The organism is Microbacterium sulfonylureivorans, assembly GCF_003999995.1.
Taxonomy (GTDB): domain Bacteria; phylum Actinomycetota; class Actinomycetes; order Actinomycetales; family Microbacteriaceae; genus Microbacterium; species Microbacterium sulfonylureivorans.
Genome location: NZ_RJAD01000001.1, coordinates 1,382,767 through 1,396,286 on the forward strand (window position 1 = coordinate 1,382,767; position 13,520 = coordinate 1,396,286).

The 13,520-nt window shown below is 67.3% G+C and carries 11 protein-coding genes and 1 tRNA gene; 6 read left to right on the top strand and 6 right to left on the bottom strand.

Features of this window, described 5'->3' with window-relative positions:
* Positions 1-7 precede the first annotated feature (7 nt).
* From EER34_RS06165 to EER34_RS06190, 6 genes are all read right to left on the bottom strand, one after another.
* Positions 8-1,753, bottom strand: a complete 1,746-nt coding sequence (locus EER34_RS06165) for a serine/threonine-protein kinase (RefSeq protein WP_127473632.1) — start codon at positions 1,751-1,753, stop codon at positions 8-10.
* On the bottom strand, positions 1,750-3,207 hold the full coding sequence (locus tag EER34_RS06170) for a peptidoglycan D,D-transpeptidase FtsI family protein (RefSeq protein WP_127473633.1): 1,458 nt from the start codon (positions 3,205-3,207) through the stop codon (positions 1,750-1,752). The genes EER34_RS06165 and EER34_RS06170 overlap by 4 nt, the downstream gene beginning before the upstream one ends.
* 66 nt (positions 3,208-3,273) lie before the next feature.
* Positions 3,274-4,677: an FtsW/RodA/SpoVE family cell cycle protein gene (locus EER34_RS06175; RefSeq protein WP_127473634.1), complete on the bottom strand. Its 1,404-nt coding sequence runs from the start codon at positions 4,675-4,677 to the stop codon at positions 3,274-3,276.
* A complete protein-coding gene (locus EER34_RS06180; protein ID WP_127473635.1) occupies positions 4,674-5,912 on the bottom strand; it encodes a PP2C family protein-serine/threonine phosphatase in 1,239 nt (412 codons plus the stop codon). The genes EER34_RS06175 and EER34_RS06180 overlap by 4 nt, the downstream gene beginning before the upstream one ends.
* Positions 5,913-5,930: 18 nt before the next feature.
* Positions 5,931-6,470 (bottom strand): FHA domain-containing protein FhaB/FipA, encoded by a 540-nt coding sequence (locus tag EER34_RS06185; protein ID WP_127473636.1) that lies wholly within the window; start codon positions 6,468-6,470, stop codon positions 5,931-5,933.
* Positions 6,467-7,213: an FhaA domain-containing protein gene (locus EER34_RS06190; RefSeq protein WP_127473637.1), complete on the bottom strand. Its 747-nt coding sequence runs from the start codon at positions 7,211-7,213 to the stop codon at positions 6,467-6,469. The genes EER34_RS06185 and EER34_RS06190 overlap by 4 nt, the downstream gene beginning before the upstream one ends.
* A gap of 157 nt (positions 7,214-7,370) precedes the next feature.
* On the opposite strand from EER34_RS06190, the gene EER34_RS06195 reads away from it, so the two are divergent.
* From EER34_RS06195 to EER34_RS06220, 6 genes are all read left to right on the top strand, one after another.
* A tRNA-Leu gene (locus EER34_RS06195) sits at positions 7,371-7,454 on the top strand.
* Between the two features lie 148 nt (positions 7,455-7,602).
* A complete protein-coding gene (locus EER34_RS06200) occupies positions 7,603-7,848 on the top strand; it encodes a hypothetical protein (RefSeq protein ID WP_127473638.1) in 246 nt (81 codons plus the stop codon).
* A 383-nt stretch (positions 7,849-8,231) separates the two neighbouring features.
* Complete coding sequence (locus EER34_RS06205) at positions 8,232-8,738, top strand: RNA polymerase sigma factor (RefSeq protein WP_127473639.1); 507 nt, start codon at positions 8,232-8,234, stop codon at positions 8,736-8,738.
* Positions 8,735-9,724: a hypothetical protein gene (locus EER34_RS06210; RefSeq protein ID WP_127473640.1), complete on the top strand. Its 990-nt coding sequence runs from the start codon at positions 8,735-8,737 to the stop codon at positions 9,722-9,724. Before EER34_RS06205 ends, EER34_RS06210 begins: the two co-directional genes overlap by 4 nt.
* Positions 9,721-10,170: a hypothetical protein gene (locus tag EER34_RS06215; RefSeq protein WP_127473641.1), complete on the top strand. Its 450-nt coding sequence runs from the start codon at positions 9,721-9,723 to the stop codon at positions 10,168-10,170. Before EER34_RS06210 ends, EER34_RS06215 begins: the two co-directional genes overlap by 4 nt.
* 399 nt (positions 10,171-10,569) lie before the next feature.
* Positions 10,570-13,404 (top strand): LamG domain-containing protein, encoded by a 2,835-nt coding sequence (locus tag EER34_RS06220; RefSeq protein ID WP_164743464.1) that lies wholly within the window; start codon positions 10,570-10,572, stop codon positions 13,402-13,404.
* Positions 13,405-13,520: the final 116 nt, after the last annotated feature.

The following is a 13,520-nucleotide window of genomic DNA, read 5'->3' on the forward strand; positions in this document are numbered from 1 at the left end:
ACGCTCATCAGGGCGTGGTCTCGCCGTCTTCGCCGCCGTCGTCGCCGGCGTCGGCGGCCTGGATGGTCGCGGTCGCCTCGGGCGATGCCGGAGACGGACGCTCTCCCGAGGGACCTCCGGTGCAGGTCACCGTGTACGTGACGATGACGCTTCCGGTCGCGTTGGTCGGCACGGTCACCTGCGCGGTGCGGTCGGACGGTCCGAAGGCCGACGTGGACTGGCCGTTCGAGAAGGTGCCGTTCGTCGCGGTGAGGTTGTAGGAGCTCACGGATCCTTCGCCGGCGGGGCAGCTGTAGCCGGGCCAGCTCACCTCGAGCGTCTCACCGGGAGCGACCGTCGCGTTGTTCAACGCCGGTGCCCCGGGCGGGGGCATCTCGATCTGAGGGCCGTATGCGGTCAGGGTGATCGTGCGTCCGGTCTCGACGCGGCCGGTGGGGTCGACGTTGTACACGATGCCGACATCGTCGGCAGTCGGAGCGGCGTTGCCCGTCGCGCAGGTCGCGACGAGGTCTGCGTCGACGAGGATGGCGCTCGCGTCTTCGCACGTCTTGCCGGTGAGACCGAGGGCGCCGACATCGACCAGTTCGACCGTCGGGGTCGGGGTCGGGGTGTCGGACGGCGTCGGGCTCGGCGTATCCGAGGCGGACGGGGTGGATGGTCCGGGCTCGGGGCCGCCCTGGTTCGCGAGCAATGCCCAGATCGTTCCGCCGAGCACAAGGAGCAGCAGGATGATCAGCGCGATGAGCGGCCACGTCCAGGGGCTGCGCTTCTTCTTCTCGGCTTCGGCCTCGCCGTCGACGACCTCGCCGTCTGCCGCGGGGAGAAGCATGGTCGCGGTGCCGGTCGCGCCGCCCGCGGTGAGGATCTGCGTCATGTCGTCGCCGACGGCAGCGCCTGTGGCGATCGCGGGCACGGCCGCCGCCGCTGCGGCGACATCCCCCCGGCGCAGGGCGGTCGCGGCGCGCGCGACCGCGGCCGACGACGCGGGTCGGTCTTCGGGCTTCTTGGCGATCATCGCCATGACGAGGTTCTGGACCGGCACGGCGACCGTCGGCGGCAGCGGCGGAGGCTGCTCGTTGATCTGGGCCATCGCGATCGCGACCTGCGACTCGCCCGTGAAGGGGCGCTTGCCGGCCAGCGACTCGTACGCGACGATGCCGAGCGAGTACGTGTCGGTGGCGGGGGATGCCGGGTGCCCCGATGCCTGCTCGGGCGACAGGTACTGCACCGTGCCCATGACCTGTCCGGTGGCGGTGAGCGGCACCTGGTCGGCGATGCGGGCGATGCCGAAGTCGGTGATCTTGACGCGGCCGTCGGGTGTGATCAGGAGATTGCCGGGCTTGATGTCGCGGTGCACGAGCCCCGCCGCATGCGCCGCCTGCAGGGCCGCAGAGGTCTGAGCGACGATGTCGAGGGTCTTGTCGGTGGAGAGCGATCCGTCGCGCTCGAGGATGGTCGAAAGCGCCTCGCCGGGCACGAGCTCCATGACCAGGAACGCGCTGCCGTTCTCCTCGCCGTAGTCGAAGACGCTCGCGATGCCCTCGTGGTTCACGAGGGCCGCGTGCCGGGCCTCGGCGCGGAAGCGCTCGAGGAAGCCGGGATCGCCCATGTACTCGTCTTTGAGGATCTTGATGGCGACCGTACGTCCGATGACGTGGTCCGTCGCCTCCCACACCTCGCCCATGCCGCCGATCGCGATCCGCGAATCAAGCTCGTAGCGGCCGCCGAAGGTCACACCCTGCGTCGGTCTCATCTGCTCAGCACCGCCTCCATGACCTTCTTCGCGATCGGGGCCGCGATGGTGTTCCCGCTTCCGGACTGACCTTGCCCGCCGCCGTCCTCGACGACGACCGCCACGGCGATCTCTGGGTTGTCGGCGGGAGCGAATCCCGTGAACCACAGTGTGTACGGCTCGTCCGGCCCGTTCTCCGATGTCCCGGTCTTACCGGCCACGTCGACCCCGTCTATTCTTGCACCCGATGCCGCACCGTCACTGACATTCGCGACCATCATGGCGACCAGTTCGTCGGCGATCCCCTGGTCGAGGGCTCGACCGAACTCGGTGCTGTCGAACGTCTGCTGGACCGACAGGTCGGGACCGATGACGCGGTCCACCATCATGGGGTTCATCACGACGCCTCCGTTCGCGATTCCGGCCGACACCATCGCCATCTGCAGCGGTGTCGCGGTGACCTGACCCTGGCCGAAGCCGGTCAGAGCGGTCTGCGCGTCGTCGAGGCCGCGGGGGTAGCTCGAGGGCGTCGACACGAGCGGCAGCTCAAACGGCCGGTTGAAGCCGTACTTCTCGGCCTCTTCGCGGATCGCGGTGTCGCCCAGCTCGACGGCGAGCTCCGCGAACGGGATGTTGCAGCTCAGCCGGAGGGCGTCGGCGATCGTCACCGTGGCGCCCGGACCGCAGGTGCCCCCGCTGGCGTTGTGTACGACGCTGGAAGACTGCGGGAGCGTGTAGGTCGCGGGGTTCGGGAGTGCGGATGTCGGCGTGTAGTCCCCGGAAGCGAGCGCTGCCGACGCGACGACGAGCTTGAACGTGGATCCCGGCGGGTTGAGGTCGCCGGCGATCGAGCGATCGGAGAGGGGCTTGCCCGGGTCGGCGACCAGCGCGTCATAGGTCGCGTTGACCTCGACCGTGTTGTGCGAGGCGAGGAGGTTCGTGTCGTAGCTGGGGCTCGTGACCATCGCGAGCACACGTCCGGTGGACGGCTCGATCGCGAGGATGCCGCCCTGGAGATCGCCGAGCGCCTCGTACGCCGCTCGCTGGACGTCGGCGTCGAGGGTCAGGACGACGTTCGATCCCCGCGGCGGCTGGCCCGTGAAGAGGCGCTCGATGCGCGAGAGGAACTGCGAGCCCGCCGTGCCGCTGAGATACGAGTTCATCGCCCGCTCGATGCCGGTCGCCTGGCCGAGCGCGGGGTTGATGTAGCCCGTGACCGGCGCCCACATGTCGGCATCGGTGTAGACCCGCTGCCAGCTGTAGACGTCGTTGGAGGCCACGGACGACGCGATCGCCGCCCCGCTCGCGATGATCGAGCCGCGCTGCACCTCGTACGAGTCGTACAGGGCGCGCGTGTTGCGCGGGTTCTGCGCGAGCTCCTCGGCGTTGATCACCTGGATCCAGCTCGTCGAGCCGAACAGGGCGAGGAACATGATGAGCATCAGGATGCTCAGGCGTCTGAGCTCTTTGGTCATGAGTCGCCCCCTTCGGGCGACACGCGTGCCGGAGGCACGCTCTTCGGGGTGTGCTCTCTGGTCATGTCAGCCGATCACCACCCGCGGGCGGCTGCGGACGGCATCCGAGATCCGCAGCAGGAGCGCCACCATGATCCAGTTCGCGACGAGCGACGAGCCGCCGGCCGCGAGGAACGGCGTGGTCAGGCCGGTGAGCGGGATGATGCGCGTCACGCCGCCGACCATGATGAACACCTGCAGCGCGATCGTGAACGACAGGCCGGTCGCGAGGAGCTTGCCGAAGTCGTCCTGGCCGGCGAGACCGATGCGGATGCCGCGGCTGGTGAACACCATGTACAGACACAGGATGGCGAAGACGCCGATCAGGCCGAGCTCCTCGCCGAGCGCGGGGAGGATGTAGTCGCTCTCCGCGACCGGCGTCAGGTAAGGGCGTCCCTGGCCGAGGCCGGTGCCGATGAGCCCGCCCTGCGCCAGACCGAAGATGCCCTGGACGAGCTGATAGCTGCCGCCGTTCGCGTCGATGACCTCGGGGTTGAAGGCATCCAGCCAGTTCGTGAAACGGCCGTTGACGTACGACAGCACCTGCGACGCGATGACCGCGCCGATCGCCGCGAGCGCCACGCCGATGAGGACCCAGCTCGTCTTCCCCGTCGCGACGTAGAGCATCGCGACGAACATGCCGAAGATCAGCAGGCCCGTGCCGAGGTCGCGCTGCATGACGATGATCCCCAGCGAGACCAGCCAGATGACGACCAGCGGGCCGAGCTCGCGCGCGCGGGGCCAGGTCATGCCGAGGAATCGCGTGCCGACGGACGTCAGGCTCTCGCGCGTGCGCACGAGGTAGCCGGCGAAGAAGATCGCGAGGGCGATCTTGGCGAGCTCGCCAGGCTGGAAGGAGAAGAAGCCCAGCGACACCCAGACGTCGGCGTTCGCGTCGGTGCCGAGGCCCGGGATGATCGGCAGGATCAGCAAGCCGATGCCGACGAATCCGAAGATGTACGTGTAGCGGAAGAGCACCCGGTAGTTCTTCAGCAGCAGCACCACGAGCACCGCGCCGATCAGCGCGATGGCGGCCCACGCGAGCTGACGCGTCGAGAACGCCTCCCAGCCGTGACGCTCCATCGCGATGTCGAGGCGGTAGATCATCGCCAGGCCGAGGCCGGTCAGCAGCGTGGCGATCGGTACGACGAACGGGTCGGCGTCGCGCGCCCGCAGTCGCAGGACGATGTGCAGCGCGACCACGAGTGCCGTCAGTCCGCCGCAGTAGACGAGGAAGGTCCAGTCGATCGCGCCGATCGCCCCGAGCTGCACGAGCGCGACCGCGGATCCGTTGATCGCGAAAGCGAAGACGAGCAGCGCGAGCTCGCGGTTGCGCTGCGTCTGGGGCACGCGGATGCGGCGCAGGGCGCGCACGACCGCGGTATCGGTCGAGACCGCCTCGGTCGAGGCGCTCGTCGGACTGCCGCTCATCCGCCTCCTCCCGCGGTCTCGCTGATGGTCTGCACGATACGGCGCGCGTCTGAGAGGGAGCTCGCCGAGATGGTCTGCTCCACCGTCGCGCGCGCGAAGTCCGAGAGCGAATCGAGTGGGATCTCGGTGTCCTCGTACGGGGTCGACAGCGAGATCGGCCCGATCCCCTGCTGCACGCCCTGATAGATCACGACGGTGTCCTCGTCAGCACCGACGAAGTAGCGCGTCTGGGTCCACTGGTAGCCGATCCACATCGCGCCGGCGATGATGACGAGCACGAGGGCGAACCCGGCGATCCAGCCGATGCGCCGTCGCCGCACGCGGCGGCGATCCTCCTCGATGAGCTCCTCGAGGAACTCGGCGGCCGGCTCGAAGTGCGTGGGCTCGTTCGCCGCCTGGCGGTTGGGATGCAGCCAGCTCGTGCGGCCGGGACGGGCCGCGGGGACCTCGATCCCGACCGGGTTCGACGCGGAGCCGACGACGGTCGGCGTGCCGGAGAAGAGCGGATGCTGCCCCCCGACGTCGACGATCACGATCGTGACGTTGTCGGGGGCGCCGCCGTCGAGCGCCTGCTTCAGCAGGTTGTCGGCCGTGCGTCCGGGCGCGAGCCCGAGGGCGAGCGCCTTGGACGTGTGCGGATCGTCGACGACCCCCGAGAGTCCGTCGGAGCAGAGCAGCCAGCGATCGCCGGGCTGCGTCGGCATGATGAACGTGTCGAGCTCGGGATCGGGGTCCATGTCGCCGAGCACGCGCATGAGCACCGAACGGCGCGGGTGGTACCGCGCCTCTTCGGGGGTGATGCGGCCCGAGTCGACGAGTCGCTGCACGAAGGTGTGGTCGGTCGTGATCTGAGTGAGGGCGCCGTCGCGGAAGAGGTAGATGCGCGAGTCGCCGATGTGCGCGATGACCGCGTAGTCGTCGACCATGACGAGAGCGCTCACCGTGGTGCCCATGCCGGCGAGCTCGGGACGGAGGTGGACCGTGTCGATCAGCTCGGTCGCGGCATCCCCGATCGCATCGCGCAGCTCTTTCTCGGCGGCCGCGGTCGACTCGAACGGCCGGTCGAGGCTCTCCAGTCGTGCGATCGCGAGACTCGAGGCCACGTCGCCGCCGGCGTGGCCTCCCATGCCGTCCGCGACCACGAACAGGTTCGAGCCGGCATAGCCGGAGTCCTGGTTGTTGGAGCGCACCTTGCCGGTGTGCGAAATGGCGGCGCTCGAGCCCTGGAAGACCATAGGTGGTGGGTCCGCCCGCTACTTCCGCAGCTCGAAGGTCGTCGCGCCGACCTTGATGGGCGCGCCGACCGTGACGGGTGCCGGAGCGGTCACGCGTGCGCCGTCGTGCCAGGTGCCGTTGGTCGAGTCGAGGTCCTGGATCATCCACTGGTCGCCCCACAGGACGAGGCGGGCGTGATGGCTGGAGGTGTAGTCGTCGCGGATGACGAGCGCGGATTCGCTCGATCGCCCGATCGTGAGCGGCTCGTTGCCGAGCGGGAGCTCGATGCCCGCCTTCGGTCCGCTCGTGATCACGATGCGCGAGACGGCCGCGGCCGTCGCCGGTCCGCCCTTGGGACCCGATGCCGGCACCGCGGCCGCGGTGGGCGCGACCGGCGCGGTGGCGCCGCCCGCCCGGGATGCCGCTGCCGGCGCGGCGCCCGCGGGTGCCGCCTCCGGCATCCGCCTCACCTTCACCCCGAACAGGTCGGCGCGCAGGGAGTACACCACGGCGAAGACGAAGACCCACAGCAGCACCAGGAACCCGATCCGCAGGAGCAGGAGAGTCAGTTCACTCATGACAACGGACCTCCGTCGCGCAGGTCGTACGCCCGCGTCGCGTCGTCGGCCGACATCGTCGGCTTCGGCGGCGGTGCGGCCTGCGCGACGACGTGGAACACGATGTCGGTGCGGCCGATCGTGACCGTGGAGTCGGGCGGCAGAGCCGCCTCGGTGACTTTGCGGCCGTTCAGCTGGGTGCCGTTGGTGGAGTTCATGTCGCGGACCATCGCGCGCTCGCCGTCCCACAGGATCTCGACGTGCTTGCGGCTGGTTCCGGCGTCGGCGATCGTGATGTCGGCATCGCTCCCGCGGCCGATCACCGTGCGCCCCCGGACGAGCGGATGCCGCTTCCCGGCGATGTCGACGACGCCGCGCCACGACACCTGACCGCCCTGAGCGGTGGACGACTCGACGCGAAGGGTGCCGGTGGACACCTGGTCGTCGCGCTGCAGTGCGATCGAGACCGGGCCGGCGAAGGAGTAGCCCTGCGCCTTCGCATGCTTCTGGACGAGCGTGTCGAGCTCGTGCCCCAGGGCATCGCCGAGCGCGGCCATCTTGTCGTCGTCGGCGGGTGAGAGCCTCACGGTGAAGGTGTTCGGCGCGAGGATGCGGTCGCGGCTGACCACAGCCGCCTTCTTGTCGAGTTCGCTGCGCAGTGCGGAGGCGATCTCGACGGGCTGGATGCCGCTGCGGAAGGTCTTCGCGAACGCGCTGTTCACCGCGCGCTCGAGACCTTTCTCGAAGCTGTCAAGTAGTCCCACGGAGCTCCTCGGACGGGGGGTGCCGGTTGGTACATGCTAGTTGCACACCCTGGATCAGTCGGGGACGCTCCACCGACATTGCCAGGTTCGGGCGCGCGCTCGGTGCGTGATATCCTCGGGAAGTTGAGTTTCGCGGTGTCTTCGGATGCTGCGGCTCGCGCGAGTGGCGGAATAGGCAGACGCGCTGGCTTCAGGTGCCAGTGCCCGAAAGGGCGTGGGGGTTCAACTCCCCCCTCGCGCACAGAGGGCCCTGTTCGTAAATACAGGCCCATCTGTTCGTAAATAGAAGAGCCGGTCAGGCGAAAACTGACCGGCTCTTCTGTTCCCCGCATGGGTCACCCGTGTGACGCTTACCGTCGACGAGTTCGACCGGGAGGCAGGTGCTCAGAGTGGACACGCCACTTCAGTTCCGTGCCCGGCACCCGGACAGCGAGCCGCTTCTCAAGGACGGTCGCGCCGCCCGCGCGTTACGAGTGCTCGTCGATGCGCCGATCTGGGAGCGCCTTCAGTCAACGGAGAAGATCCCAGAGATCGTCTTGCGGCAGCTTCTTGCCGGCGACGGAATCGAGATGAGTCTCTACGGCGACGACGGCCCACCGCCAGACGCACCTCGACGGGCTGAAGATTCCTCGTGAGGCGGCGGCGAAGCGGTCGGCTGGACAGTAGTGACCGCTTCCGGGGATCCGATGGTGCCGTATGACATCACGACACCGACACGTCGGTCACCAGCGGGGCCCTATTCGCCGACCAGGTCCTCGTCGCGGGCATGGTGCTCTTGGAGGAGCAAGGCTCGGACCACGGGCAGGATGCTCTGCTTTACCGACTGCTTCACCGAGCGGCGTGACGGATTCTCTCCGCGGGACAGTACCGTCGTCGGAAGCGTGGGCCGAGCAGTCGCTCAACCGCTTGCTTCTCGGACCGGCGGAGCCGTCCCCTAGTGCCTTGACTTTGTAAGGTTTCGCCATCGACGTCCACTCACAGAGTGAGATCGGTGGATCAGTCCGTTGGAGAGTGAGCGATGAGCACGCGAGAAGACGCATTCCGCGCGCTCTTCGCTGAGCAATGGCCAGCGGTGTACAGCTACGCGCGTCGACGCGTCGGGGACGCTGGTGAGGCCGAGGAGATCGCCGCCGACGTGTTCCGCATCGCGTGGGAGAAGCAGGACCCCGCTAACCCGTTCGGGAGGCCGTGGCTGTTCCGCACCGCGATGAACCGGCTGCGAGATCACTACCGCCGCAGATCGCGGCGCGCGAAAGCCGAGGCGGCGTTGCAGCGTCGTATCGAGGAAGCTCCGGCGCGAGCCGAGGTAGAGGATCTGCTTGCGCTGCGCGTTGCGATGAAGTTCCTCTCCGAGCGCGAGCGGGAAGCCGTGCTGCTCACTTACTGGGAGGGGCTCTCTGCGGCGGAGGTCGGAGCGGTACTCGGTTGCGCACCCGGGACGGTGTGGACGCTCATGACGCGGGCGAGGGAGAAGTTGCGGGTCGCGATGCGCGACACCGCACCGGTGGAGGGAGGTCGACCGTGAACTGGGACAACGAAGACTTCGAAGCCTTCATCCGCCGCGCAAACCCCGTGCCGCCGGAGGCGGAGCCCGCGCCGACGTTGCGTCAGCTCGCGTTGCGGGATCAGATCATGCGCCCGGCAGCGCGGCGCCGTGTCCCGCGCAGCCGTGCGTGGGCGGCGTTGTGGGCGCCGCTGGCGGCACTCGCCGTCGTCATCGCTGTCGTGTTGACTGTCCCGCCAGCCGAGGAAGCACGAGCGGTCACCACCCCCAAACCACTCGATTTCCGCGACGAAGGGAAGACCTTGGAAGACGTCACTGAAACCGCGCAACGCAACCTCGCCCGATCCGGCGGACCGGTGCATCCCGAGCGGGCAGTGGAATCGACCGGCTGGTACTACCAGGTCGACGCCGTCGACTCCGACGCACCCCGCCGGGTCATCAGCCCCGAGGTCACCACGCTGGAATGGAACGAGGACCTCTCGGGGTCCACACGCACGGTGGCGGGGAAACCCTATTGGGCTGACGGCGGACAGGGTGATTTCCCGCGGTCCACTGCTACACCGGGGACACTGTTGTGGGAGGTCGACTTCGCACCAGGCGAGTTTCAGTCCCCGGTGGTCACTGCGCCTGGCGCGGGTGACACCGAGGTTCTCGCAATGCTGAGGGCCTACGGGCTTGAAAGTGAGCGCTCGGCGTTCGAGGTAATGAACGCCACAGAGACGGCACTGCAGTACTGGACCCTCACCAACGACCAGCATCAAGCACTGCTGCAGGCCATTCTGCGCACTGACGACGCGCGTCTGCTCGGTTCCGCCACCGACCGCGCCGGCAGGCCAATCGCGGGGATTGCCGCTACGCTCCCCTCTGGATCCGCCGAACTGCACCTGCTGGTCTCGCAAGACACCGGTCGCATCGTGGGAGCCGAGACCTACACCCTGGAAGCCGACCACCCATTCCCCGCCAACGCAATCGTCTCCTACAGAATCTGGGACCTATCACCGCAATGAAGCGCTTCGCCACCCTCGCCACCGCAGCCGTCCTCACCTTCGCCATCGCGTCGCCCGCGAACGCCACACCTGACGTCCACCCAGAGATCGAAGCCATGCTTGCGGAGTTGCCGGGGGGTACCGTCTTGAGTTTCGACGAGGCGTACTGGGCAGATCTGGACATGACGATGACCGTGCCCAACCCGTTTGCGCGCTCAGTAGGCAGTTGCGCCACCGGCTCCATCTGCGCCTACACGGCAATCGGGCTGAGCGGAACCAAGTTGTCGTGGGGAACTTGCGCCACTCACACGGTGCCTGGCAGTTTCGTCACTCGGTCCGTGGCCAACGCTCGCGCCGCAGGCAGCGTCGCCCAGGCTCGCAATGGCACAACGATTCTCGCGTCCGCGAGTTCTGGCACCTCGACGAACGTCACCGGCACGACGACGAACATTCGCTGCCTCGAGTAGACCCGCCGCGCTCACGGCACGTTGGAGTTACATGTCGCGACAGTGCTTGCAGAGCGGCCATCCGTTGGCGCCCTGACGTCGGTTGCGCAACGGGATCTGCTGCCCGCTGGGGCAGTTGTCGAACGTGTGGTGCACGTCCGGGTCAGTGGGATTGATGGAGTGATACGGCGGCACGCGCATGACGGCTCCTGTCGTGGATGACTGCTTCACTTTGGTAGTCGTCGACGACCGCAGATCCGTACGAACTTTCTGTACCCATCGGTGCGCCGACCGTGGTCACGCGCGACCTTCTCGAACGCCTCGAAAAGTTCGCAAAGTCTTGTGTAAGGAATACGCGGCTGCGGCGACTTCATGGATGACGCCGGCAATGGACGCCGGCCACCTCGCCGAAAGGTCACCATGCCCTTCACCCCGTCCGGCCACTCGAGCACGCACGCAACCAGCACTTCACAGCGACGAACGGGATGGGCCTCGCGTAAGCGGCGCTCGGGCAAACGCCGAAACGCGGCGCTCGGCGCGTTGTCCGGGCTCGCTCTGATCCTCGCCTCGTTGGCACCGACCACGGCATTCGCCGCCGGTCCGCAGGTGACGATGCCCGTGGCGACCAGTATGTCCGCCTCGGTAGCCGCCTCGGAGACCGGAGAGCCGGTGGAGATAGTCTCCGAGACGACCCCGACCGAGCGCCTGCTCGCGCTCCCGGACGGGACGATGCAGTACGAGGTCTCCACTGTCCCCGTCAGGGTCGCCGACGACAACGGGAACTGGGTGGACATCGACCTGAATCTCGAGAAGGCCGGCGAGTGGTGGGAACCTGCCGCATCGGCCACACCCGTTCGGTTCGGTGCTGGCGGGTCGGACATCCTCGACGAGGTCCAGACAGCTGGCGGCGAGTGGATTACGGAACGCTGGCCGCACGGACTCCTGCCCGCGCCGTTGATTGACGGCGCGACGGCGACTTACCCGCAAGTGTTTCCCGGCGTCGACCTCAAACTCACCGCGACTGACATCGGCATGGCGTCGGTGTACGTCGTAAAGTCGCCCGCCGCGGCATCGAACCTCGCTCTCGAGGATCTTCACGTCGAGATGGAGGGCGCGGACATCTCCCGGGATGCCAACGGCAATTTCGAGGCCGAAACCGAGGCCGGCGAGACCGTGGTCAGCTCAATGCCGCTGTGGTGGGATTCGTCCGATGGCGGGACGTTCCTTGAGCCGGGAGACGATCCCGCCCAGCCCGTCGAGCACAGTCACACCGATTCCAGCATCAACTTGGATGTGGCCGAGACGATTGACGGCGAACAGGTCACCTACCCGATCTTCATTGACCCGGAATGGTCCTCCGGTGAGAACGCCTCCTGGTACACCGACATCGCCTACCCCAACGCGTCCTACCTGAATGCGGCGACCCAGCGAGTGGGGAAGTTCGACATTTACGACAGCCGGATGTACATGGAGTTCCCGATCTCCGCTTTGGCTGGGAAGGACATCGTCACGGCGCAGTTGAACACGACGCAACTGCAGTTGGCAGCGTCACCGAACAACCCGTTGGAGGTGCGGCTGAGGGGATACCAGGCGCCGGGCTTCACATGGAATCAGCAGAACAACTCCCTGTGGGGTGCGCTCCTGGATACCAAGAACCCGGGCACCTGGGGCGGTCCGGCAGTCGCTGTTGGATGGAACGTCACGGCCGGCGTGAAGACACGGGTGGCTGGCGGGAGCTCAGCAGTGCAGTTCGGGTTCATTCCGCAGAACCCGAGCGCACAGTCGCGCCGGCACTTCGACAACGACGCGACGCTCATCGTCACGTACAACTCCGCGCCCAGCAACCCCACGTTGCCTAAGATCACCAGCCCAGTGCGGGACTGCGGCTCGGCCTCAAGCCCCGCCTATGTGTCCGGCACGTCCATCGTCGTCAGCGTGAGCCAAAGCGACCCAGATGCCGGCACTGTGGACACGAACTTCACGCTAGCCTCGGCTCCCGCTCTCACCGCACTTCAGACGAAGTCCTCTGGCAGTCTGGCGGACGGTCCTCGGTCGGTGACGTTCACGGGGCTTGCCGACGGTGACTACGCCTGGAGGGCGCGGGGCTGGGACGGCAGACTGAACAGTGCGGGGTATAGCGCCTGGTGCTACTTCCGGGTCGACAACCAAGCTCCGGCACTTCCGTTTGTCACGACGACGGCGAGCAGCTTCACCGTCGGACAACCGGTCTCGGTCAGCCTCGCATCAGTCGCGGATGCCGCGGGATATCAGTACTGGTTGGCGTACTCCGGGTCGACTTCGCCAGCTCAGGCCGCTCCCGTCGCAGTGTCACGCACGGCCGCGTTGCCCGACTGTCAGAAGCGCGTCGGCGGTACGAGGTTCGCATGCGCGACCGGCGCAACGCCGGTTTCTATCACCATGGCCCCAGTGGATGCCCTCTCGGTGTTGTGGGTGGCCGCGTATGACAAGGCGGGAAATGTCTCCACTGCGACACCGCTGCCGCTCTTCACGTCGGAGGGAACTCCCGCTGCGCGCGATCCGCGCGTCGACACTGGCCACGCCTGGATGACCACCTCGATGATGGACCCCCTGCCCTCGGAAATCGAGGACGCGAACTACAACACTCCGCTCCCTCTGTCCCTGCCGACCGATAGCGCGACCTGGCAGTCCGTAAACGAGTTGCGCCCTGGGTACACAGTGCCAGTGCTGCAGCCGCACGAGCCAGCCGACCCGAGTGAGGCCATGATGACTCCGGGCCCGGCCGTTGATGCGAAGGCGAGCTTCTCGCTCAGTATGTGGGTCAACCCGTGGAACACGACCTCTCCGGCGCAGCAGTACATTGCGGTGCAGTCGGGTTCAAACCGAGACGTCTCGCTTGAGCTCAAGAACGGGAAGTACTACTTCTGCGTAATGAGCGCCGCGGGAAGCGCGGACACGGCCTCGCTTGTATCGGGGTGCGCCGTCGCCCCCACGAACGCTGTACAGGACCAGTGGACCTTCCTCACCGGTGTGTGGGATGCGACGAACCAGCAACTTCGTCTGTACGTCGACGGCTCCATGGCACCTGACTCCGTCACCCCACACAAGCTCTCGACCGCGACCGGAACCTACCCCCCTGGCGAGTTCATGATTGGTCCGCCGCCCACATCGCTCCGTTTCGGCGGGCTGGTGGCTAACCCGGTCGTGGTGCCTGGCGTCATGGATTCGCGTCAGCGGGGATCACTCCGCGACTTCAGCACCCCGTTCACGTTCTGAGTCGAGAGGAAACGCGCGATCATGACGCGACGGAATCGGGGACTGCGGATCCTCATTGCTGCTCTCGTTTGCGGGGGCCTGGTTGTCACCGGGATGCAACCGGCCGCTGCAGCAGC